Here is a 20,693-nt window from a genome sequence, read left to right as displayed (position 1 = left end):
AACACGCGTTGCTTTCAGCTCGCGGCCTGCCGTTCCCCTTGTCGTGAAGTGCAGTTGAAGGGCGCCTCCGCGCGGCCCCAGTGAGGTTTCGAGCATGACCATCCGTTTCCATCGCGGCGACCTGCCGGACGGCTATGAGGCCGGGTCGAGCGTCGCGATCGATACCGAGACGCTCGGCCTCAATCCGCACCGCGACCGGCTCTGCGTCGTCCAGCTGTCGCGCGGCGACGGCACCGCCGATGTCGTGCAGATTCCCAAGGGCGGCGAGCGTCCGAAGAACCTGATCCGCCTGCTCGAGGACCCGGCCGTTCTGAAGCTCTTCCACTTCGCCCGCTTCGACGTCGCAGTGCTCAAGCACGCCTTCGGCGTGGTCACGGCGCCGGTCTATTGCACCAAGATCGCCTCGAAGCTGACCCGCACCTATACCGACCGGCACGGGCTCAAGGATCTTGTGCGCGAACTGCTCGGCGTCGACCTGTCGAAGCAGCAGCAATCCTCCGACTGGGGCGCCGATACGCTGAGCGAGGCCCAGCTCGCCTATGCCGCCTCCGATGTGCTGCACCTGCACGCGCTGCACGAGAAGCTCGAGACGATGCTGGCGCGCGAAGGGCGCCGGCACCTCGCCCAGGCCTGTTTCCAGTTCCTGCCCTACCGGGCCGAGCTCGATCTCGCCGGCTGGGACGAGACCGACATCTTCGCGCACACTTGACAATTTCCAAGGCTTCTTGCGTCAGTCTGCGCGCGGGTGGCGCGCGCGGACAAGTGCGCGCCCTCATGGATGAGCTACGCGGGGGCGCGATGTGGCCTGTCCTGTGACACGAAAATGCCGTCAGCGGCTGCCATTGCGCGGGACATGACTTTGGCAATGACCTTCAACGACCCGGCTGCGGGGCTGGCCGCGCAGGCGCTGCGCCGGCGCGCGGCCTTCGGCGCGGCGCGGCGCCATACGCAACTGGTGCACCTCCTGCGCCGGCTGATTCCCGTCGCGGCGATCGTGCTCGTGCTGGCGCTCGTCGTCATTCCTTTCCTGTCGCCGCTCGGCGGCAAGTTGGCGAATGTCTCGGTCAGCTCGGTCGGCATCACCGGCGGCAAGGTCAGGATGGAGACGCCGAAGCTCTCGGGCTACCGCAAGGACAACCGGCCCTACCAGGTCACGGCCGTGAACGCCTTCCAGGAGATCAGGAATCCGACGCAGATCGAGCTCCAGACCCTGACGGCGCGCATCCAGATGGAGCGCGAGGGCTGGGTGACGGTGAATGCGAAGACGGGGCTGTTCGATACGCAGAAGGAGAAGCTGCGTCTCATCGACGACGTCAGGATCCGCACCGAGAGCGACCACGAGATGCAGATGAAGACGGCCGATGTCGACTTCAAATCCGGCACCGTCGTCTCGAAGGAGCCGGTCAAGGTCAGCCTCGGGGAGACCACGGTGGACGCCGACACCCTTGACGTGAAGAACAATGGCGAGTTGATCGCCTTCGAGGGACGGGTGCGAGTCTTCATCCGGAACGCGCCAGCAGGTACGCTCGCCGGCCCCGAACGCGAGGGCAGCACGCCGATGCCGGAATTGTTGAAAGCGAATCGGGTTCCTCCCGCGGATGCAGCACCGGCAGGCGACGCTGGTAATGGGAAGAGACAGTGACATGACCAGGGCTGGCCAGATGCTCCGTTTCGCAGATGCCCGCGACGCCGCGCTGCTGCTTGCAGCGGGTTTCGCGCTGCTTGGCGCGCCGCAGGAGGCCTTTGCGCAGGCCGCCCCCGCCAAGCCGCAGGCAGCCCCGGCCAAGGCGCGCGGCGCATCCTCGGCGCTGGGTGGCCTCGGCGGCGACAGCAAGGAGCCGATCAAGATCGACGCGGACAAGCTCGACGTGCTCGACAAGGAGAACAAGGCGATCTTCTCCGGCAATGTCGTTGCCGTGCAGGGCGAGACGACGGTTCGCTGCACCGTGATGACGGTGCTCTACGAGGGCCGTGGCGGGCCGGGCGGAACCGCCGGGCGCCCGGCAACGCCGGCTGCGGCGGGCGCGGGTGCGGGCGGTCAGGGCAATGACAGCTCGATCAAGCGCATCCTGTGCAAGGGGCCGGTCACGGTGGTCTCGAAGACGCAGGCCGCGACCTCGGACAATGCCGAGTTCGATCGCGCCAACAACGTCGTGATCATGACCGGCAATGTCGCCCTCAACGACGGGCCGAACGTGACCCGCGGCGAGAAGCTGATCTACAACACGGAAACCGGCATCGCGAATGTCCAGGGCGGGCGCGTGCAGGGCCTGTTCGTTCCGAATGCGGCTGACGCCAACAAGACCGAGGCCGGCAAGCCCGGCGCCAAGCCGGCGCCCAAGCCCACCAACTGATCGTGCTGCAGTGACTGTTTCCGAAGCGCCTCGTCCCACGGCCGCGCCGGCGCGGCCGGCCCCACGCCCGCAGCAACCGGGCGTCTTCGGCCGGCTGCGCGGTCTTTTCGGCAATCGTGACAACGGGGAGGTCCGTCAGGCCTCGTCCAGGGTCGCCGCGATCGGCGGACCGGGCATCCTCGCGGTCGACGGCCTGCGCAAGAGCTATGGCGGGCGTGCCGTCGTCTCCGATGCAAGTCTCCATCTGCGTCAGGGCGAGGCGGTCGGCCTGCTCGGCCCCAACGGCGCCGGCAAGACGACGATCTTCTACATGATCACCGGGCTGGTCGCGGCCGATGCCGGCATCATCTCGCTCGAAGGCAACGACATCACGGCCTTGCCGATGTACCAGCGCGCGCGCCTTGGCATCGGCTACCTGCCGCAGGAAGCCTCGATCTTCCGCGGCCTGTCGGTCGAGGACAATATCCGCTCGGTGCTGGAGGTGGTCGAGCCCGACCGTAAGGCACGCGAGCGCCAGCTCGACCAGCTGCTCGAGGAATTCACCATCGCCCGCCTGCGCAAGGCGCCCTCGATCGCGCTCTCGGGCGGCGAGCGCCGCCGCTGCGAGATCGCGCGCGCCCTGGCCGGCAAGCCCTCCTTCATCCTGCTCGACGAGCCTTTCGCCGGCATCGACCCGATCGCGGTCGGCGATATCCAGGCGCTGGTGCGTCAATTGACCGATCGCGGCATCGGCGTGCTGATCACCGACCATAATGTCCGCGAGACGCTCGGTCTGGTCGACCGCGCCTACATCATCCACTCGGGACGGGTCCTGACCGAAGGCTCGCCGGCCGAGATCATCGCCAATCCGGATGTCCGGCGCGTCTATCTGGGCGAGGATTTCCGCCTCTGAGGCACTTCGGTCCGCTTCGCTGCGGATTTGTTGCGGTGCATCATTCTCTGTCCGCAGGCGCGGTGCAGCCTTTGACGCGGCGGTGAGCCGGCGCTAGTGTCCTTTTCGCAAGCAAGAAGCGTGCCGATGGCGCGCGAGTGGGAAGGGCCTTTGGCGCATGGCGATGATGCCGCGCATGGAGCTGCGCCAGGGACAATCCCTGGTGATGACGCCGCAGCTGCTGCAGGCGATCAAGCTCCTGCAGCTCTCCCATCTCGAGCTTCAGAATTTCGTCGAGGGCGAACTCGAGCGCAATCCGCTGCTGGAGCGCGACGAGGCGAACGACCTGCCGGCCCGGCCCGATGATGCCGATGGTCCTCACGCCGCCGATGCCGAGAGCTTCGCCCGTGCCGAGAGCCTGCATACGCAGGAGGGCATGGAGGGCAGGCTCGGCACCGGGCTCGACAACGTCTTCCAGAACGAGCAGCCGACCCCGGCCCGTAGCGAGGCGGGCGGCGCCGACAGCCTGCCGATCGTCGGCGGCGCCTATGGTGCGTCGGGTGGGTCCTTCGACGGCGATCCCGAGGGTTTCGAAAGCAGCCTGACGGCGGACGCTTCGCTGCATGATCATCTCGTCGCGCAGCTCGATCTCGCCGTGATCGCGCCGGCGGAGCGCATCATCGGCCGCCATATCATCGATGCGGTCGACGATAGCGGCTATCTCGGCGAGCCGCTGGCGGAGATCGCCGAACGCCTCGGCGTCGCCATCGACAGGGTCGAGGCGGTGCTGCGCGTCGTCCAGGGTTTCGACCCGTCCGGCGTCGCGGCCCGCGACGTTGCCGAATGCCTGGCCATCCAGTTGCGCGACCGCAACCGCTTCGACCCGGCGATGCAGGTAGTGGTGGCGAACCTGCCGCTGGTCGCCAAGCGCGATTTCGCCGCGCTGAAGCGCCTCTGCGGCGTCGACGACGAGGATATCGCCGATATGGTGGGCGAAATCCGCCGCCTCGACCCCAAGCCCGGCCGCGCCTTCGGTGGCTCGGCCGCCGAGACCGTGGTGCCGGACGTCTTCATCCGCGCCGCGCCCGACGGTTCCTGGCTGATCGACCTCAACCCCGACACCCTGCCGCGCCTGCTGGTCAACCAGACCTACCATGCGCGCGTCTCCCGGGCGGCCCGCAACGATTCGGACAAGGCCTTCATCGCCGAATGCCTGCAGACCGCGAACTGGCTGACCCGCTCGCTGGAGCAGCGCGCCCGGACGATCCTGAAGGTCGCGAGCGAGATCGTGCGGCAGCAGGACGGCTTCTTCGCCCATGGCGTCGAGCATCTGCGCCCGCTCAACCTCAAGACCGTGGCCGATGCGATCGGCATGCACGAATCGACGGTCTCGCGCGTGACCTCGAACAAATACCTGACCTGCTCGCGCGGCGTCTTCGAAATGAAGTATTTCTTCTCGGCTGCGATCGCCGCGACCGGCTATGGCGAAGCGCATTCGGCCGAGGCTGTCCGCTTCCGGATCAAGCAGATGATCGACGACGAGAGCCCCTCGGCGGTCCTTTCGGACGATGCCATCGTCACCCGGCTCAAGGATGGCGGCATCGATATCGCCCGACGCACCGTGGCGAAATACCGCGAATCCCTCAGAATCCCGTCCTCCATGGAGCGCCGGCGCGAGAAAGTCGCGATGGCGCTGGGGTAGCGTCGCGCGATTTTGTTCCAAAGCGCAGGCGCATGCGCGCCATGAGTGCGCCGGCTCATTGACAACCCCGACTCGCGGTTCTTAGCTCCTAGGGATGGCCGAACAGGGCCATGGCTAAACCAAGGGGAAGCACTCCATGAGCTTGCGAATCTCCGGCAAGAATCTCGATGTCGGCGAGGCCCTGCGCGGCCAGGCCGAGGAGCGGGTCGCTGCGGCGGTCAGCAAATATTACGAGGGTGGCTACCAGGGCCACGTCACGGTGGACAAGGACGGCTCCGCCTTCCGGACCGACGGTGTCCTGCACCTCTCCTCGGGAATCACGCTGGAAGCCTCTGCCACTGCCCATGATCCCTATGCCAGCCTCGACAAGATGGCCGAGCGCATCGAGAAGCGGCTGCGACGCTACAAGCGTCGGCTGAAGGATCGTTCGGCGGGCAATGGCCGCGACATTGGCATCGAAATCCCCAGCTACGTGATCGCGGCTCCCGATGAGGATATCGAGGAAATCGATGGGGCTTCAGCCGGCGATAACCCGGTGATCGTCGCGGAATCGACCAAATCCCTGCATATCAGGACGGTAAGCGACGCTGTCGCGGAGCTTGACCTGACGGGCGCGCCGGTCGTCATCTTCCGCCACGCTGGCAATGGCCGCATGAACGTCGTATACCGCCGCCGCGACGGCAATATCGGCTGGATCGACCCGCCGGCATCGTTGTCCTGAGGCCGGCGGGCGATCCGCTCCGGCCGTCGAACCTGACCCGTGCCGCCGGCTTTTCGACCGGCACGGGACATGCATGGACGGGCGAATGACGCTGACCGATCTTCTGAGCCCAGCAGCGGTGATTTCGCCGCTGCGGGCCAACGGCAAGAAGCAGGCTCTGCAGGAGCTTGCCCAGCATGCCGCCTCGCTGACGGGCCTGCCGGACCGCGAGCTTTTCGAAGCTCTGCTCCAGCGCGAGCGGCTCGGCTCCACCGGTATCGGCGATGGCATCGCGATCCCGCATGGCCGCATGCCGGCGATCGATCGCCTCGTCGGGCTCTTCGCCCGCACCGAGAAGCCGATCGATTTCGACGCGCTCGACGGCCAGCCCGTCGACATCATCTTCGTGTTGATTGCGCCCGAAGGTGCCGGCGCTGATCATCTCAAGGCGCTCGCCCGTGTGGCGCGCGTGCTGCGCAACCAGACCGTTCTGGAACAGGTCCGCAAGGTCCGCGACCCCGCCGCGATCTACGCGATCCTCGCCGAATCAGCCGCGCAGGCGGCCTAGGCTTAAACGCATTAAAGACTGCTTGGACGATGCCGGCCGACGGGCTATGACCCCGGCTGGATCGGCGCCGCGTCTTCCCATGTCCTGATTGCGGCGCAACTTGTTTCGGAGCCGCTGGCCATGGCCTATACGCATGTCGATCTCTTCCCGCTGGGCGAGGACACTACGCCCTATCGCAAGCTCGGCAGCGAAGGCGTCAGCGTCGAGAAGATCGGCGATCGCGAGGTACTGAACGTCTCGCGCGAGGCGATTCGCCAGCTCTCCGAACAGGCCTTCATCGACATCAACCACCTGCTGCGCCCCGGTCATCTCGCCCAGCTCGGCAAGATCCTCGACGATCCCGAGGCGACCTCGAACGACAAGTTCGTCGCCTATGACCTGCTGAAGAACGCCAATATCGCCGCAGGCGGCGTGCTGCCGATGTGCCAGGACACCGGCACCGCGATCGTGATGGGCAAGAAGGGCCGCAAGATCTGGACCGATGGCGACGACGAGGCGGCGCTCGGCGAGGGCGTGGCGGATGCCTATTTCAAGCGCAACCTGCGCTATTCGCAGCTCGCGCCGCTCTCGATGTTCGAGGAGAAGAACACGGCGACCAACCTGCCGGCGCAGATCGACATCTATGCCGAGGGTGAGGACGCCTACAAATTCCTCTTCGTCTGCAAGGGCGGCGGCTCGGCCAACAAGACCTTCCTCTACCAGGCGACGCCCTCGCTCCTGACCAAGGACCGCATGATGGCGTTCCTGAAGGAGAAGATCCTGATGCTCGGAACCGCTGCCTGCCCGCCCTATCACCTCGCCATCGTCATCGGCGGCACCTCGGCCGAGCAGAACCTGAAGACGGTCAAGCTCGCCTCGACCAAATATCTCGACGCGCTGCCGACGAAGGGCTCAGCCAGCGGCCATGCCTTCCGCGACATCGAGATGGAGGAGGAGGTCCACAAGATGACGCAGGCGCTCGGCGTCGGCGCGCAGTTCGGCGGCAAGTATTTCTGCCATGACGTGCGCGTCATCCGCCTGCCGCGCCACGGCGCCTCGCTGCCGATCGGGCTCGGCGTCTCCTGCTCGGCCGATCGCCAGGCCAAGGGCAAGATCACCAAGGATGGCATCTTCCTGGAGGCGCTGGAGACCGATCCGTCCAAGTACCTGCCGGAGGTCGAGGACGCCTCGCTCGGCGGCGATGTCGTCAAGGTCGACCTCAACCAGCCAATGAGCGCGATTCTCGCGACGCTCTCGAAGCACCCGGTCAAGACGCGCCTGTCGCTGACCGGCACGATCGTCGTCGCCCGTGACCTCGCCCATGCCAAGATCCGCGAGCGGCTGGAGCGCGGCGAGGGCATGCCTGACTATTTCAAGAACCACCCGGTCTACTATGCCGGCCCGGCCAAGACGCCGGAGGGCTTCGCCTCGGGCTCCTTCGGCCCGACCACGGCCGGCCGGATGGATTCCTTCGTCGACCAGTTCCAGTCCTTCGGCGGCTCGATGGTGATGCTCGCCAAGGGCAACCGCTCGGCCTCCGTGCGCGAGGCCTGCAAGGCCCATGGCGGCTTCTATCTCGGCTCGATCGGCGGGCCGGCGGCGCGCCTCGCGCAGGACTGCATCCGCAAGGTCGAGGTGCTCGAATATCAGGAACTCGGCATGGAGGCGGTCTGGCGGATCGAGGTCGAGGATTTCCCGGCTTTCATCGTCATCGACGACAAGGGCAACGATTTCTTCAAGGAGCTGAACCTCGGATGAGGCTGGTTCTGGCCGTTGCGGCGCTTTTGCTGGCTGCTCCCGCGTTGGCCCAGCAGCCGCGCCCGGCGACCTGTTCGCGCGATCTCTTCCAGAACGAGGCCGGCTTCCGCCAGCAGCAGACGCGGCTCGCGGGTGTGGCCACAGCCGACCAGGCGACGCAGTGCCGGACCTGGCGCGAGCATGTCACCTATCTCCAGAAGGCCCGCTCGGTCTTCGCCGCCTGTCAGGGCGGGGCGGAACGCGCGCGCAATGTCGCCGAGATGGATTCCGAGCTGGTGAATTACCGCGCGCTCATCGCCAGTCGCTGCGGCGGGCGGTAAAAGCCTTCTGCGATCATCGAAAGGCCTCCCATGACCGACCAGCCGCCGCTCCAGATCGCCGTCGTGCCGGTGACGCCGTTCCAGCAGAACTGCTCGATCGTCTGGGAGCCCAAATCAAACGAGGCGGCCATCGTCGATCCCGGCGGCGATGTTCCGAAGCTTCTCGGCGCCCTGAAGGAGCTCGGCGTCACCCCGGTCGCGATCTGGCTGACGCACGGCCATCTCGATCATGCCGGCGGCGCGACAGAGCTGGCCGAGGCGCTGTCGATCCCGGTCATCGGGCCGCATGAGGGCGACAAGCCCCTGCTCGAGGCCTTGCCGGAACAGGGGCTGCGCTTCGACATCCCCGGCATGAAGGCGGTCGTGCCGACGCGCTGGCTGAAGGAGGGCGATACGGTTTCTCTTGGCGACCTGACCTTCGCGGTCGCACATGTGCCGGGCCATTCGCCGGGCCATGTCACCTTCTTCCAGAAGGACCTGCGTTTCCTGCTGGCGGGCGACACCGTCTTTGCCGGCTCCGTCGGCCGCACCGATTTCCCCTATGGCGACCATGAGGCGCTGATCTCGGGGATCAAGACGAAGCTCCTGCCGCTCGGCGACGACGTCCAGTTCCTGCCGGGCCACGGCCCGGCCAGCACGCTCGGCGAAGAGCGGCAGAACAATCCGTTCCTGCAGGGTTGAGAGAAAGCCATGGCGTCATGCTCGCCTTTGTGGCGAGCATCTGCGTCTTGAGCACCGTGCTCGCCAAAGGAGGGACGGGACCGTCGGCGCATGCCTCGCTGAGGCCGAAGGTGGAAACGAAAAGACCCGCAGCGGATGTCCGCTACGGGCCTCGGAATGAACCAACGGCCATGTCCTGAACGGGTGCGCGTACATCCGGCGTCAAACGTTCGGCTCATGGCCGTCTTCAACGGCGCTGGAGAGCTGTGGAACGCTCTCGACATCGCCGTGATCCGAAGATGGGGATGGCTCTTCCCGATTACAAGCCCTCTTCCGAAAACTATCGGCGCCACTCGTAAAGGGCGTCCGGCTCGCCTTCCTCGTTGCGCTCGCCGTCGTTGAGGTCGACGAGGCGGAAGCCGTGGCGCTCGTAGAAGGCCCGCGCAGCCATGTTCCGCTGGAAGGTAAACAGGTGGAGCCGCTCCGGGCTCAGCTCCTTCGCCTTGGCGAGAAGCAGCGAGCCGATGCCACGCCGAAACTCTCCCGGCAGCAGGTAGAGCTGGTCGAGATCCTCGCCGTCGAGGCAGAGAAAGCCGAGGATGCGCCCGGCCGCCCGCGCGACCCAGGTCTCGCCGCTGGCAAGCCTGACATGCGCGATCCAGCTCCGTACCTCGTCGTCGCTATGGACACGGCGCAGCCAGGGCAGGGCCTCCGCGCGCGACGCCAGATAGAGCGCGGCGATCTCCCCGGCATCCCGGGGAGAGGGGCGTTCGATGGTGATGGCAGGCGCCGCGCTCATGCGAGGAAGGCTGGCCTCAGGCGTCGAAGACGCCGAGCAGGAAGTCCTGCTTGCCGATCTGGAAGCCGTTCTGGCGCAGGATGTCGTAGGCCGTCGTGGCGTGGAAATAGAAGTTCGGGATGGCGAAGCGGGTGAGATAAGCCTCCCCGGTCATCGTCACGGTCGCCGAGGGGCCGCGCGGGAAGGTGACCTCGCGGGCAAGCCCGGCATCGAGCGTGGCACCATCCGCCGCTGCGACGAAGGCCAGCGTCTTGGCGATGCGCTCCTTCAGCTCCGGAAAGCTCTTCTCCTCGTCCGGGAAGCGCGGGTTCTCGCCGCCCGAAAGGCGGGCGACCGCGTTCTTGGCGAAGTCGCAGCAGAGCTGGATCTGGCGCGTGAAGGCCAGCATGTCCGGCGCGAGGCGGGCGCTCAGCAGCACCTCCGGCTGGATCTTGCGGGTCTCGGCCTGTGCCACGGCCTTGTCGAGAATGGCGTCGAGCGCCTTGAGCGTCTGCACGAAGCCGGAAAGGGCGGCGGCCTTGACTGTGAGCGTCATGATGTCCTCGGAAACGACAACGGGCCCGGAAAGGGCCCGCTGCGTAAAGCTATAGAGGAGAATTTTCCGCGGCGCTCTGCGCCAGCAGATTAGTCTTTCGCGCGCTCGACATAGGAGCCGTCGGCCGTCATCACGACGACGCGGGTGCCGATGCCGACATGCGGTGGCACTGCGCTGCGCACGCCGTTCGAGAGGATCGCCGGCTTGTAGGAGGAGGAGGCCGTCTGGCCTTTGGTCACCGGCTCGGTCTCGACGACCTCGAGCGTGACGCGCTGCGGCAGTTCGATCGCGACGGCCTTGTCCTCGAACACCGAGAGCGAGACCTTCATGTTCTCCTGGAGATAGGGAGCGGCGTCGCCGATCACGTCCTTGTCGACCGGGATCTGGTCGTAGGTCTCGGGGTTCATGAAGACGTACTGCTCGCCGTCCTGGTAGAGATAGGTGAAGTCGCGGTCCTCGACATAGGCGCGCTCGACCTGCTCGGTCGTCTTGTAGCGCTGCGTCATCTTGGTGCCGTCGGAGATGCGGCGCATATCGATCTGCGTGGTCGGCGTGCCCTTGCCGGGGAAGAAGCTCTCGGCCGAGATGACGGTGCAGAGATGTCCGTCCAGATCCAGGACGTTGCCCTTGCGGACGGAAGAGGCGATGACCTTGACCACGTGAATGTCCTTCTGGTGCGCGGCGTTCCGCCGCGCTATGCGAATTCTGTCGCCGCGCAACTACCGCATTCGCGCGCGAAACGAAAGCTTTCCGACGCATTCGACGCGAGTTTCGATGAGTTCGTCCCCGACGCCGTTCTGGCGCCCCGACATCCATGCCGACCGCCGCCCGGCCCTGCTGGCTCGGGGGCGGATCAAGGCTGCGCTGCGGCGTTGGTTCGAGGCCCGCGACTTCACCGAGGTCGAGGCGGCGATCCTCCAGGTCTCGCCCGGCAACGAGACGCATCTGCATGGCTTCGGGACGACGCTGATCGACAATGCCGCAGAGCCGCATCCCTATTACCTGCACACCTCGCCGGAATTCGCAGCCAAGAAGCTGCTCGCGGCCGGCGAGACCCGCATCTTCGATTTCGCCCGCGTTTTCCGCAATCGCGAGCGCACGGCGCTGCACCACCCCGAATTCACGATGCTGGAATGGTATCGCTCCGGCGAGGGTTACGAGGCGCTGATGCAGGACTGCGCCACACTGATGGCCGAGGCCGCCCGCGCCGCTGGCGCCACGACACTGCGCTGGCGCGGCGTCGAGGTCGACCCCTTCGCCGAGCCCGAGCGCCTGACCTTGCAGGAAGCGTTCAAGCGCCATGCCGGCATAGACCTGCTACGCACCGTCACGGCCGACCGGGAGGTCGATCGGGGCGGGCTCGCGGCCGATGCGATCGAGGCCGGCATCCGGGTCGCCGAAGACGACACATGGTCCGACATCTTCAGCCGCATCCTCTCCGAGCGCATCGAACCGCATCTCGGCCGCGGCCGCGCCACGATCCTCTGCGAATACCCGATCAGTGAGGCCGCGCTCGCAAGGCCCAAGCCCGGCGATCCGCGTGTGGCCGAGCGTTTCGAGCTCTATGCCTGCGGCGTCGAGCTCGCCAATGCCTTCGGCGAGCTCACCGATCCGGCTGAGCAGCGCCGCCGTTTCGAGGCCGACATGGACGAGAAGGAGCGCATCTATGGCGAGCGCTATCCGGTCGACGACGATTTCCTGGAAGCGCTGGCGTTGATGCCGGCCGCATCCGGCATCGCGCTCGGCTTCGACCGGCTCGTCATGCTCTGCGTGGGCGCGCGCCGGATCGAGGATGTGCTCTGGACGCCGGTCGCGGAACCGGGCAGGGGAGGGGCATGACCGTTCACCAGCCCCCCGGTGGCCAGCCTTTGCGCAGCATCGACGCGCTCGTCGAGGCCGGCTTGGCCGCGCCCGCGCGCCGCGATGCCTTGCAGAAGGTGGCGGAGCGCTATGCCGTCTCGGTGACGCCGGCCGTCGCCGGACTGATCGATCCCGCCGATCCGACGGACCCGATCGCGCGCCAGTTCATCCCTGATGCGGCCGAGCTTACGACGCTGCCGCAGGAGCTGGCCGACCCGATCGGCGACGAGGCTCATTCCCCGGTCGAGGGGGTGGTCCATCGCTATCCCGACCGCGCCCTGCTCAAGCTCGTCCATGCCTGCCCGGTCTATTGCCGCTTCTGCTTCCGGCGCGAGATGGTCGGCCCCGGCGGCGATGCCTTGACCGGCGCCAAGCTCGACGCGGCGCTCGCCTATCTCGCCTCCCGTCCTGAGATCTGGGAGGTGATCATGACGGGCGGCGATCCCTTCATTCTCTCCGCCCGCCGCGTGCGCGAGGTGGCCAGGCGCCTCGCCGCGATCCCGCATATCAAGGTCGCGCGCTGGCACACCCGCGTGCCGGTGGTCGATCCCGGCCGGATCACGCCGGACTATGCGAGGGCGCTGCGCATCCCCGGCAAGGCGAGCTATATCGCCATCCACGCCAACCATCCGCGCGAGTTCACCGAGGATGCCCGCACCGCGATCGCGATGCTCGCCGATGCCGGCCATGTCCTGCTCAGCCAGTCGGTGCTGCTCAGGGGCATCAATGCCGATGTCGGGACGCTCGGTGCCCTGATGCGGGCCTTCGTCGAGAACCGCATCAAGCCTTATTACCTGCACCATCCCGATCTGGCGCCCGGCACCTCGCATTTCCGTTTGACGCTGGAAGAGGGGCAGGCGCTGGTCAAAAGCCTGCGTGGCAACCTTTCCGGGCTGTGCCAGCCGACCTATATCCTCGACATCCCCGGCGGTGCCGGCAAGATTCCGGTGGGTCCCGCCTTCCTCTCCGGCTGCGAGACGCCGGGCGTGGAAGCGCTCGCCGAAGACCGGCATGGCGGGCAGCACCGCTACCCGCCTGCCTGAGACAAGGACATCGACATGCAGGACAAGATGCCGCTCGCGATCGTCTCCGACATCGCCTGCCCCTGGTGCTTCATCGGCAAGGCCCGGCTGGAGACGGCGCTGGAGCGCTATGGCCTGAACGAGCGCTTCGCCATTACCTGGCTGCCCTACGAACTCAACCCGGAGATGCCCGAGGAGGGCATGGATCGTACCCAGTACCTCGAAAGCAAGTTCGGCCCTGGCAAGCGCAAGGAGATCGAGGTTCGGCTGTCGGAGGCGGCGCTGGAGAGCGGCGTCACCTTCAACTGGGCGAAGGTGACGAAGAGCGTCAACACCCGCATGGCCCATATGCTGGTTGCAGCCGCCTCGACGGTGCAGCGCGGCGGCGACATGACGGCGGCCCTGTTCAAGGCTTATTGGCAGGATGGGCGCGACATCGGCGACCTCGAGACGCTGATCCAGATCGCGGTCGAGCAGGGCTTCGACGAGCAGGCCGCCCGCGACGAACTCGCCAACGATGAGTTGCGCGAGACCGTGATCGGGCTGGAGGATCACGCTCGCAAGGTCGGCGTCACAGGCGTGCCCTTCTTCATCGTCGACGGCAAGCTCGCGGTCTCGGGCGCGCAGCCGCCGGAAGTCTGGGCACAGGTGTTCCAGCAGGTGCTGACGGCGCAGGCTCCGCAGGAGCCGCAGTTCTAAGCGCGGTCGCTCCCGTCATGGTCGGGCTTGTCCCGGCCATCCACGTCTTCCCTCAGGCAATGCGGTGTTCAAGACGGGGATGCTCGCCACAAGGGCGAGCATGACGTTTCAAAACCCCAGCAGGTGCACAGCCGCCGGCGCGCCCAGCGAAACGCCCGACAGGAACAGCAGCAGGAACACCATCTGCCGCATGACGGCTTGCGAGAGCGGGGGCGGATAGCGGCGTGCCAGATGTGTTCCCGCGATCACTGCCGGAATGGCGAAGAGAGCCGATAGCGTCGATGCCGCGGGAATCTGCTGGGAGGCGATGACGAGCCCTGTGCGGAACAGGGCGTTCAGCGCGAAGATCGTCACCAGCGTTTCCCTGACGACGACGAGCGGCATCGGCTGGCGGTAGAAATGGTAGACCAGCGGCGGGCCCGCGGTCGAGAACAGGCCGCCCATCAATCCGGCGATGCCACCGAAGAACAGGAAGCTGGGGGCTCGCGACGGCTGCCGGAACGGGTCGGGTTTCCGCGCGAGCTGCAGGCTGGAGACGATGATCACGAAGCCCAGCGCCAGCCGCAGCAGATCGGCCCGGCTCGCGGCGAGCCATTCCAGCAGATTGAAGCCGATGAAGAGGAAGGGCCAGCTCGCGATCAGAACCAGCGCGAATTTGCGCCAGTCGACATCGCGCCAGCCCTTGAGCAGCATCTGCGCCGCGTTGACCAGCGTGAGAACACTGACGAGCATGGCGGCATCGGGCAGCGAGAGCAGGCCGGTCAGGCCGACGCCGCCCATCGTGATCAGCCCGAAGGCGAAACCGGTCAGCGTCTGGACATAGGCGGCCATGCCGGTCAGCAGCAGAAACCCGGTCAGGGCAGCCCAGGACATCGTCGGCGTCTCCGAGGAAGCGGAGCGTGTGGCCTAGAGGGTCGGCCGGTCGGGGGAAACAGGTTTCTCGGAAAGGCAGCAATGCGCAGAAGGATGTTCTCCGTGCCGGGCTCGCGCTTCCCGCGCTTGCATCCTGCTTCGAATCATGCGCCTTCCCTCGAAACTCAGGGAGCCGGTTGATGAACCCGAAGATCAACGATGTCCGCGACCGCCTGATCGTCGCCCTCGACGTACCGACCGTGTGGGATGCCTACCGCCTGGTCTCGACGCTGGGCGACGGCGTCACCTTCTACAAGATCGGCTATCGCCTCGCCTTCGCCGGCGGCCTCGATCTCGCGCGCCAGCTCGTCGCCGAGGGCAAGAAGGTCTTCCTCGACCTCAAATTGCACGATATCGGCAACACCGTGACCGAGGGCGTGGACTCGCTGACCAAGCTCGGCGTCACCTTCCTCACGGTCCATGCCTATCCGCAGACCATGCGCGGTGCCGTCGAAGGCCGCGGCGACGCCGACCTGAAGCTGCTCGCGGTCACTGCGCTCACCTCCTATGACGATGGCGACCTGCGCGATGCCGGCTATGGGCTCGCGGTGCGCGATCTCGTGCGCCTGCGCGCCGAGCAGGCTCGCACGGCCGGCATCGACGGCATCGTCTGCTCGGCTGCCGAGACGGCGATCGTGCGCGAGGTCATCGGGCCGGACATGGTCATCGTGACGCCGGGCATCCGGCCTTCCGGGAGCGCGGCGGGCGACCAGAAGCGCACGCTCACCCCGGCCGAGGCGATCCGCGTCGGCGCCGATCACCTCGTCGTCGGGCGTCCCATCATCCGCGCGGCAGACCCGCGTGCGGCGGCGGGCGCGGTCATGGACGAGATCGTCGCGGCTTCGTAAGCTCCGTCCGAACCCGATTCAGCCAACGGATAGCACCATGCCCAAGGGATATGTCATCGGCCGCGCCAAGGTCACCGACGCGACCAAATGGGCGGGCTATGCCGCCAAGGCCTCCGAGGTCATCAAGCAATATGGCGGCACGCCAGTCGTGCGCGGCGGCCAGATGACGGTGGGCGAGGGCGAAGGTTGCGCCCGCAACGTCGTTCTCGAATTCAAGGACTTCGAGACGGCGCGGGCCTATCTGTTCTCGCCGGAATATGCCGAGGCGCGCAAGCTGCGCGAGGGCGCCGGCGAGATCGATCTCGTCGCTGTCGAAGGCGTCTGACCGTGGCCAAGGGCTATTGGATCGCGCGCGTCGACGTCGAGAACGCCGAGGCCTACGCCAAGTATCGTTCGCTCAACGCCGTGGCCTTCGCCAAATACGGCGCGAAGTTCTTGGTTCGCGGCGGCGAATACAAGCTCGCCCGCGGTGAGGGCCGCAAGCACAACGTCGTCATCGAGTTCAAGGACGAGGAGACGGCCCGCGCCTGCTACGCCTCGCCCGAATACCAGGAAGCGGTGAAGCATCTGAGCAGCGCCGGCCAGTCCGATCTCGTGATCATCGGCGGCTATGACGGGCCGCAGCCGGGCGAATAGCCTTGTCCGGCGTAACGCCTGAGGCCGACCTGTCGCAGGAGAGCCTGACCGCGATCGGCGTGATCAGCGGTACGTCGATGGATGCCATCGACGTCTCGCTGGTGACGAGCGACGGGCACGACGCCGTCTCCTTCGGCGCCGGCGCGTCCTATCCCTACCGCGACGCCACGCGCCGGGAGCTTCAGGCCGTGATCGCCGATGCCGAGCGGGCCGGGCGCGCTCCGCTGGCGGAGCTCGAGGCCGCTATCACCGCCGACCATCTCGCCGCCGTCCGGGCCTACATCGCCGATCAGGGGCTTGCTCTCGCCGCGATCGATCTCGTCGGCCTGCACGGCCAGACAGTCTACCACCGGCCGGAGCAGCGCTTTACCCGTCAGCTCATCGACGGTCAGGCGGTGGCCGATGCGTTGGGCATCCCCGCGGTCGACCGGTTCCGCGATGCCGATGTCGCAGCCGGCGGGGAGGGCGCGCCCTTTGCCCCGCTCTATCATCGCGCCCTCGCGCAGGGCCTCGACCAGCCGGTGATGGTCCTCAATCTCGGCGGCGTCGGCAATGTCACCTATATCGACGGCGATACCGTCGTTGCCTTCGATACCGGCCCGGCAAGCGCGATCCTCGACGATTTCGTGCTGCGCCGGCTCGGCCGGCCCTATGACGCTGATGGCGCGCTGGCGGCCAGCGGGCGCGTGCATGACGATCTCGTTGCCGGCTTCATGGCCAATCCCTTCTTCGACCGGCCTGCGCCGAAATCGCTCGACCGTAACGATTTCCACCGCCGCGCCCAGGTCGTCGAGCCGCTCTCGGATGCCGATGGCGCGGCGACGCTGGCGGCCTTCACCATCGAGAGCCTCGTTGCGGCGCTGCGCCATGTCCCACGCCGGCCGCAGCGCTGGCTCGTCGGCGGCGGCGGTCGGCTCAACCGGCATTTCATGATGCGGCTCGCCGAGCGGCTGGGTATGCCGGTCGAGCCGGTGGAGGCGGTCGGCTGGAACGGCGATGCGCTGGAGGCGCAGATCTTCGCCTATTTCGCCATACGCTCGGTAAAGGGGTTGCCGCTGAGCCTGCCCTCGACCACCGGCGTGCCCAGGCCGATGACGGGTGGCCGGTTTCATCGGCCGGCCGGATAATCTCCGTCATTTGGATGACGAAACGGCCGCGGCGTCTCGTCTAGGTTCGTTTTCATGGCCTGACCGAGAGGAAGCTAGGAAAACAAACCGTAGACGCGGCGAATGTTGCTTGGGATCAGCCCGAATGCCGAGGATTCAGCGCGGCCGAAGAGGGAGTTCCGCGCTGCGCAGTAGTGAAACGAGCTGACTTTGCTGTCGGGTATTCGTCTTCTGGAAGATCCGCGCCAGATGCGTGCGTGCCGTCGAAATCCGGACACCCTGGGCTTCGGCGGCTTCGGTCAGGGATGATCCGCTCGCGAGCGCGGAGGCGAATTTGGCTTCGGTATCGGTGAGGTCGAAGAGCTGGCGCGCGCAGGCGACGAGATTGGTCGCCGTCTCAAGGCGCCGCAGCGCGATCAGGACCTGGCCGGCCGCTTGGTCCTGAGCAGGCGAAGGGGGCGCTGGCATGGCGCAGGCCGAAAGCGAATGAGAACCATCCTCGCCATGCAGGATCATGCTGGCCTGATGATGGGCGAGGGGGTCCAGTGCGCTCCGCAGGGCGCCTTCGACCAATTGCTTGAGCTGGCGCTGGTCGGCAGGCTGACGTGCGAACAGGCGGCCCTGGCGCAGCCTGAGCGCGCCGTCAGGGTCGGCGAGGATCTCGTCGGCGCCTTCATTGGCGTAGGTGATGCGCATGTCCTGGTCGAGGATCGCGAGGCCGATGGCGATCCGGTCGAGAGCGCCGCGAGCTTCGTCCCGCTGGATGGTCACCCGGCCGATATGGCGGCGCAGTTCGACCACGCGCCGCAACACCGGATAGAGCTTTTCGAGCAGGGCGGCATCCTCGGCGTCGAAACCCTCCTGATGTCGCCCGCGCTGCACGTCGAAGAGCCAGAAGGCCTGCCCATTCCCGGCAAGCCGGCAGGCCAGGCCGCCAAACATGTCCTGCGGGCGCATCCATTCCAGCCAGACGCGGGAGTTGCGCAGGGCTTCCGCGCCGAACACCTCGTGATCCCGGTAGATCGCACCGTACGGGATGTCGCGCAGCGTGCCGCCCATCTCGATGAAATCGGGCGCGAGTTCGCCGGTGCAACGCTCCTGCAGCGCTTCGTCGGGATCGGTCGCATAGGATGCCCAGTCGTCGGGGTGGGGGCCGATCCCGGCGAAGCAGGCTTTCGAGCCGTTGAAGAGTTGCCGCATCGCTTCCGCGGCGGCCTGCATCTGTCCTTCGTCCATCGCCCCGACCAGCAGCCGGTCGATCGTGGACATGACGGTATCGACGTCGAGGCGCGGCATGAGAAATCCCGGCTGGCCAAGGAAGGCACATGCGTGATGCACCCTTCCCAAAATAGCAGGATGGGCTGGTCAGGAAAAGTCCAAAAGCAATCCAAATTTTCTCGTCGCGAGGAGGCTGCTTCACCTCCCGCTCATGAGCGCGATGGCGTCGGCCGTGGGCAACGCCTCGAAGACGCCGTGACGGGTGGTCGTCAGGGCGCCCGCCGCCGCGGCGTCGCGCAGGGCTTCGGGCAAGGCCAGTCCCATCGCCAGCCGAACCCCGAGCGTCGTGGCGAAGGCGTCGCCGGCGCCGAGCGAATCGATCGCCTCGACGGGAAAGCCCGCCTGCACGATGGCGGGAGCATCCGCCGTGACGGCCACGGCTCCGGCTGCACCTCGGGTCAGGACGACGAGCCGCGGGCCGTGCTTCAGGAGCGCTGGCCCGAGTTGCCTCGCGAAGCGATCCGGATCGGTTGCCTCGTCCTGCTCCCGTCCGAGCGCGGCCGCGAGGCCGCGGGCTTCGGTCTCGTTGATGATCAGGATCGAGGTCAGCGCCAGGATGGCGGCGGGAATCGGCCGAAAGGGCGAGGGGTTGAGCAGGGTCGGGATGCCGGCCTGCCGGGCCAGCGTAAAGGCCGCCTCGATCGGCGCATCGCCGATCTCGAACTGGGCCGTCACCAGCGCCGCAGCGGCAACGGCCGGCGCCCGCTGCCGGACATGCGCGGCCGTGAGGGCGAGATTGGCGCCGGAGGCGACGGCAAGGCAGGTCTCGCCGCCGGCGTCCGTGAAGCCGATGCCGCTACCCGTCGCGCCGTCGAGACGGACCAGCATCGATTGCGGCAGGCCGGCCCGTTCGAGCGCCGGCGGCGCGAAGGCTGCGGCGAGGTCGTCCCCGACGGCGAGCAGGCCCTCGACTGCAGCGCCAAGGCGGCGGGCCATGATCGCCTGGTTCAGCCCCTTGCCGCCCGGCTCGATCGTCACGGTTTCGGCGGCGAGCGATTCCCCCGGGCGCGGGAAGCGGGCGACTTTGGCCGAGCAGGAGACGACGAAGCTTCCCAGCACGAAAACAGGTTTGCCGGTCATAGGGTTTGATTTTCCCATTCACGAACTGCTACGCGGGTTGTGTCACGCTCATGCCATCGATGACAGTGCCTAAGCAGATTGCAAAACCGCCCTTCCAGAACCTGCTGGAACTGCGTACCGACACCGCCAAGCCGCTTTACCAGCAGCTCGAGGACCAGCTGACTCAGCTGATCGGCGACGGCACGCTGCCGCCGGGCACGACCCTGCCGGCTGAACGTCAGCTCGCCGAGCGGCTCAGCATCAGCCGCGCCACCGTGCAGCGCTCCTACAACGCCCTGCGCGAGCGGAAATTGCTGAGCGCGCAGGGGAGGCTGGGCTCGATCGTGCAAGGGGCCGGACCGCGCCTGCATTCCGGCATGGATCGTCTCAAGGGCTTCACCCAGGAGATGCAGGAGCTCGGCCGTGTGCCGTCCTCCCGTATCGTCGAGCGCTCAGTGGTCAACGACCGCTCGATCGCCTCGATCTTCGGCCGTTCCTCGCATGCGCGCTTCCTCAAGCTGGTCCGCATTCGCTCCGGCGACGGCATCCCGATGTCGCGCGAGGTCGCCTGGTATAATCTGGAGCGGGCGCCGGACCTGGCGGAGAGCGATCTCTCCGGCTCGGTCTATGCCCGGCTCGCCGAACTCGGCCTGCCCCTGACGCGCTGTGACCAGACCATCGAGGCTGCGGCGCCGACGGCCGAGGAGCGCGCCATCTTCGGCTTCGATGCTCCCGTGCCCTGCCTGCTGATCAAACGACGCAGCTACGGCGCCGACGGTGACATGCTGGAATATGTCGAAGGTCTGTTCCGGGGCGATACCTATACCTACAAGCTGACGCTGACCGCCTGACGCGGGCGGTGGGGGAGCCTGCCGCGGGCGCCTGAATGCAATATCCAATAACAGTCCAAAATCGAGAGGAGCATTGAACCTGCTCGCGCCTCGCCGCGACCAAAGAGAACGGAGCTGCATCCGGCCGGGTTTCGGTTCTCCGGCAGCAGGGTGCGGCGACCCGTCGATTGCAGGGA

The 20,693-nt window shown here is 66.8% G+C and carries 24 protein-coding genes; 18 read left to right on the top strand and 6 right to left on the bottom strand.

What is annotated here, in order from left to right:
• Positions 1 to 94 precede the first annotated feature (94 nt).
• From AC1RLU_RS12460 to AC1RLU_RS12415, 10 genes are all read left to right on the top strand, one after another.
• Positions 95 to 709, top strand: a complete 615-nt coding sequence (locus AC1RLU_RS12460) for a ribonuclease D (protein ID WP_492795873.1) — start codon at positions 95 to 97, stop codon at positions 707 to 709.
• Between the two features lie 144 nt (positions 710 to 853).
• Positions 854 to 1,642, top strand: coding sequence for an LPS export ABC transporter periplasmic protein LptC (lptC, locus tag AC1RLU_RS12455; RefSeq protein ID WP_492795871.1), 789 nt, complete (start codon positions 854 to 856; stop codon positions 1,640 to 1,642).
• 1 nt (position 1,643) lies between these two features.
• The gene (locus AC1RLU_RS12450; RefSeq protein WP_492795869.1) at positions 1,644 to 2,354 is read left to right on the top strand and encodes an LptA/OstA family protein; all 711 of its coding nucleotides are present in this window, start codon (positions 1,644 to 1,646) and stop codon (positions 2,352 to 2,354) included.
• Positions 2,284 to 3,246 (top strand): LPS export ABC transporter ATP-binding protein, encoded by a 963-nt coding sequence (lptB, locus tag AC1RLU_RS12445; protein WP_142114776.1) that lies wholly within the window; start codon positions 2,284 to 2,286, stop codon positions 3,244 to 3,246. The genes AC1RLU_RS12450 and lptB overlap by 71 nt, the downstream gene beginning before the upstream one ends.
• A gap of 157 nt (positions 3,247 to 3,403) precedes the next feature.
• A complete protein-coding gene (rpoN, locus tag AC1RLU_RS12440) occupies positions 3,404 to 4,927 on the top strand; it encodes an RNA polymerase factor sigma-54 (protein ID WP_492795868.1) in 1,524 nt (507 codons plus the stop codon).
• Between the two features lie 136 nt (positions 4,928 to 5,063).
• Complete coding sequence (hpf, locus tag AC1RLU_RS12435) at positions 5,064 to 5,648, top strand: ribosome hibernation-promoting factor, HPF/YfiA family (RefSeq protein WP_142114777.1); 585 nt, start codon at positions 5,064 to 5,066, stop codon at positions 5,646 to 5,648.
• An 85-nt stretch (positions 5,649 to 5,733) separates the two neighbouring features.
• Entirely contained in the window at positions 5,734 to 6,195 is a 462-nt protein-coding gene (ptsN, locus tag AC1RLU_RS12430) for a PTS IIA-like nitrogen regulatory protein PtsN (RefSeq protein ID WP_061965390.1), read from the top strand.
• Positions 6,196 to 6,315: 120 nt separating this feature from the next.
• Entirely contained in the window at positions 6,316 to 7,932 is a 1,617-nt protein-coding gene (locus AC1RLU_RS12425) for a fumarate hydratase (protein WP_492795865.1), read from the top strand.
• Entirely contained in the window at positions 7,929 to 8,252 is a 324-nt protein-coding gene (locus tag AC1RLU_RS12420) for a hypothetical protein (protein ID WP_061965386.1), read from the top strand. The genes AC1RLU_RS12425 and AC1RLU_RS12420 overlap by 4 nt, the downstream gene beginning before the upstream one ends.
• 30 nt (positions 8,253 to 8,282) lie before the next feature.
• Entirely contained in the window at positions 8,283 to 8,933 is a 651-nt protein-coding gene (locus AC1RLU_RS12415) for an MBL fold metallo-hydrolase (protein WP_061965384.1), read from the top strand.
• A 319-nt stretch (positions 8,934 to 9,252) separates the two neighbouring features.
• On the opposite strand, the gene AC1RLU_RS12410 is transcribed toward AC1RLU_RS12415, so the two are convergent.
• From AC1RLU_RS12410 to efp, 3 genes are all read right to left on the bottom strand, one after another.
• Positions 9,253 to 9,711 (bottom strand): GNAT family N-acetyltransferase, encoded by a 459-nt coding sequence (locus AC1RLU_RS12410; protein ID WP_492795864.1) that lies wholly within the window; start codon positions 9,709 to 9,711, stop codon positions 9,253 to 9,255.
• 16 nt (positions 9,712 to 9,727) lie between these two features.
• A complete protein-coding gene (locus tag AC1RLU_RS12405) occupies positions 9,728 to 10,246 on the bottom strand; it encodes a DUF1993 domain-containing protein (protein WP_306226668.1) in 519 nt (172 codons plus the stop codon).
• Positions 10,247 to 10,335: 89 nt separating this feature from the next.
• Positions 10,336 to 10,905 (bottom strand): elongation factor P, encoded by a 570-nt coding sequence (gene efp / locus AC1RLU_RS12400; RefSeq protein WP_061965380.1) that lies wholly within the window; start codon positions 10,903 to 10,905, stop codon positions 10,336 to 10,338.
• Positions 10,906 to 11,020: 115 nt separating this feature from the next.
• Here efp and epmA point away from each other — a divergent pair, with 115 nt between their 5' ends.
• From epmA to AC1RLU_RS12385, 3 genes are read left to right on the top strand one after another with little or no spacing between them, the layout of a single operon-like run.
• Complete coding sequence (gene epmA / locus AC1RLU_RS12395; RefSeq protein ID WP_492795862.1) at positions 11,021 to 12,085, top strand: EF-P lysine aminoacylase EpmA; 1,065 nt, start codon at positions 11,021 to 11,023, stop codon at positions 12,083 to 12,085.
• Complete coding sequence (locus AC1RLU_RS12390) at positions 12,082 to 13,149, top strand: lysine-2,3-aminomutase-like protein (RefSeq protein WP_492795860.1); 1,068 nt, start codon at positions 12,082 to 12,084, stop codon at positions 13,147 to 13,149. Before epmA ends, AC1RLU_RS12390 begins: the two co-directional genes overlap by 4 nt.
• Positions 13,150 to 13,164: 15 nt before the next feature.
• Positions 13,165 to 13,827 (top strand): DsbA family oxidoreductase, encoded by a 663-nt coding sequence (locus AC1RLU_RS12385; RefSeq protein WP_091856092.1) that lies wholly within the window; start codon positions 13,165 to 13,167, stop codon positions 13,825 to 13,827.
• Between the two features lie 108 nt (positions 13,828 to 13,935).
• Here AC1RLU_RS12385 and AC1RLU_RS12380 read toward each other — a convergent pair whose 3' ends face one another.
• Complete coding sequence (locus AC1RLU_RS12380) at positions 13,936 to 14,700, bottom strand: sulfite exporter TauE/SafE family protein (protein ID WP_113587682.1); 765 nt, start codon at positions 14,698 to 14,700, stop codon at positions 13,936 to 13,938.
• A gap of 179 nt (positions 14,701 to 14,879) precedes the next feature.
• Here AC1RLU_RS12380 and pyrF point away from each other — a divergent pair, with 179 nt between their 5' ends.
• The 4 genes from pyrF to AC1RLU_RS12360 are packed head-to-tail and all read left to right on the top strand — an operon-like array spanning position 14,880 to position 17,350.
• Entirely contained in the window at positions 14,880 to 15,587 is a 708-nt protein-coding gene (gene pyrF / locus AC1RLU_RS12375; RefSeq protein WP_061965370.1) for an orotidine-5'-phosphate decarboxylase, read from the top strand.
• A 37-nt stretch (positions 15,588 to 15,624) separates the two neighbouring features.
• Positions 15,625 to 15,912: a DUF1330 domain-containing protein gene (locus AC1RLU_RS12370; protein WP_492795857.1), complete on the top strand. Its 288-nt coding sequence runs from the start codon at positions 15,625 to 15,627 to the stop codon at positions 15,910 to 15,912.
• Positions 15,913 to 15,914: 2 nt separating this feature from the next.
• Complete coding sequence (locus AC1RLU_RS12365; protein WP_061965366.1) at positions 15,915 to 16,223, top strand: DUF1330 domain-containing protein; 309 nt, start codon at positions 15,915 to 15,917, stop codon at positions 16,221 to 16,223.
• Positions 16,224 to 16,225: 2 nt separating this feature from the next.
• Positions 16,226 to 17,350 (top strand): anhydro-N-acetylmuramic acid kinase, encoded by a 1,125-nt coding sequence (locus AC1RLU_RS12360; RefSeq protein WP_492795855.1) that lies wholly within the window; start codon positions 16,226 to 16,228, stop codon positions 17,348 to 17,350.
• A gap of 135 nt (positions 17,351 to 17,485) precedes the next feature.
• Here the strand turns inward: AC1RLU_RS12360 and AC1RLU_RS12355 are convergent, their stop codons facing one another.
• Both AC1RLU_RS12355 and AC1RLU_RS12350 read right to left on the bottom strand, forming a co-directional pair.
• Entirely contained in the window at positions 17,486 to 18,625 is a 1,140-nt protein-coding gene (locus AC1RLU_RS12355) for a helix-turn-helix transcriptional regulator (RefSeq protein WP_492795854.1), read from the bottom strand.
• Positions 18,626 to 18,745: 120 nt separating this feature from the next.
• The gene (locus AC1RLU_RS12350) at positions 18,746 to 19,687 is read right to left on the bottom strand and encodes a PfkB family carbohydrate kinase (RefSeq protein ID WP_492795853.1); all 942 of its coding nucleotides are present in this window, start codon (positions 19,685 to 19,687) and stop codon (positions 18,746 to 18,748) included.
• A 59-nt stretch (positions 19,688 to 19,746) separates the two neighbouring features.
• Here AC1RLU_RS12350 and AC1RLU_RS12345 point away from each other — a divergent pair, with 59 nt between their 5' ends.
• The gene (locus AC1RLU_RS12345; RefSeq protein ID WP_248309245.1) at positions 19,747 to 20,517 is read left to right on the top strand and encodes a GntR family transcriptional regulator; all 771 of its coding nucleotides are present in this window, start codon (positions 19,747 to 19,749) and stop codon (positions 20,515 to 20,517) included.
• Positions 20,518 to 20,693 lie beyond the last annotated feature (176 nt).

It is taken from the genome of Allobosea sp. GW822-FHT05A11, assembly GCF_058800455.1.
This window is presented reverse-complemented; position numbering and strand designations above follow the sequence as displayed.

Excerpts from the sequence above, each read along its gene's own strand:
- AC1RLU_RS12460 (WP_492795873.1), top strand. The coding sequence starts at position 95 with ATGACCATCCGTTTCCATCGCGGCGACCTGCCGGACGGCTATGAGGCC.
- lptC (WP_492795871.1), top strand. The coding sequence starts at position 854 with ATGACTTTGGCAATGACCTTCAACGACCCGGCTGCGGGGCTGGCCGCG.
- AC1RLU_RS12450 (WP_492795869.1), top strand. The coding sequence starts at position 1,644 with ATGACCAGGGCTGGCCAGATGCTCCGTTTCGCAGATGCCCGCGACGCC.
- lptB (WP_142114776.1), top strand. The coding sequence starts at position 2,284 with ATGCGGCTGACGCCAACAAGACCGAGGCCGGCAAGCCCGGCGCCAAGC.
- rpoN (WP_492795868.1), top strand. The coding sequence starts at position 3,404 with ATGGCGATGATGCCGCGCATGGAGCTGCGCCAGGGACAATCCCTGGTG.
- hpf (WP_142114777.1), top strand. The coding sequence starts at position 5,064 with ATGAGCTTGCGAATCTCCGGCAAGAATCTCGATGTCGGCGAGGCCCTG.
- ptsN (WP_061965390.1), top strand. The coding sequence starts at position 5,734 with ATGACGCTGACCGATCTTCTGAGCCCAGCAGCGGTGATTTCGCCGCTG.
- AC1RLU_RS12425 (WP_492795865.1), top strand. The coding sequence starts at position 6,316 with ATGGCCTATACGCATGTCGATCTCTTCCCGCTGGGCGAGGACACTACG.
- AC1RLU_RS12420 (WP_061965386.1), top strand. The coding sequence starts at position 7,929 with ATGAGGCTGGTTCTGGCCGTTGCGGCGCTTTTGCTGGCTGCTCCCGCG.
- AC1RLU_RS12415 (WP_061965384.1), top strand. The coding sequence starts at position 8,283 with ATGACCGACCAGCCGCCGCTCCAGATCGCCGTCGTGCCGGTGACGCCG.
- AC1RLU_RS12410 (WP_492795864.1), bottom strand. The coding sequence starts at position 9,711 with ATGAGCGCGGCGCCTGCCATCACCATCGAACGCCCCTCTCCCCGGGAT.
- AC1RLU_RS12405 (WP_306226668.1), bottom strand. The coding sequence starts at position 10,246 with ATGACGCTCACAGTCAAGGCCGCCGCCCTTTCCGGCTTCGTGCAGACG.
- epmA (WP_492795862.1), top strand. The coding sequence starts at position 11,021 with ATGAGTTCGTCCCCGACGCCGTTCTGGCGCCCCGACATCCATGCCGAC.
- AC1RLU_RS12390 (WP_492795860.1), top strand. The coding sequence starts at position 12,082 with ATGACCGTTCACCAGCCCCCCGGTGGCCAGCCTTTGCGCAGCATCGAC.
- AC1RLU_RS12385 (WP_091856092.1), top strand. The coding sequence starts at position 13,165 with ATGCAGGACAAGATGCCGCTCGCGATCGTCTCCGACATCGCCTGCCCC.
- AC1RLU_RS12380 (WP_113587682.1), bottom strand. The coding sequence starts at position 14,700 with ATGTCCTGGGCTGCCCTGACCGGGTTTCTGCTGCTGACCGGCATGGCC.
- pyrF (WP_061965370.1), top strand. The coding sequence starts at position 14,880 with ATGAACCCGAAGATCAACGATGTCCGCGACCGCCTGATCGTCGCCCTC.
- AC1RLU_RS12370 (WP_492795857.1), top strand. The coding sequence starts at position 15,625 with ATGCCCAAGGGATATGTCATCGGCCGCGCCAAGGTCACCGACGCGACC.
- AC1RLU_RS12355 (WP_492795854.1), bottom strand. The coding sequence starts at position 18,625 with ATGCCGCGCCTCGACGTCGATACCGTCATGTCCACGATCGACCGGCTG.
- AC1RLU_RS12350 (WP_492795853.1), bottom strand. The coding sequence starts at position 19,687 with ATGACCGGCAAACCTGTTTTCGTGCTGGGAAGCTTCGTCGTCTCCTGC.
- AC1RLU_RS12345 (WP_248309245.1), top strand. The coding sequence starts at position 19,747 with ATGACAGTGCCTAAGCAGATTGCAAAACCGCCCTTCCAGAACCTGCTG.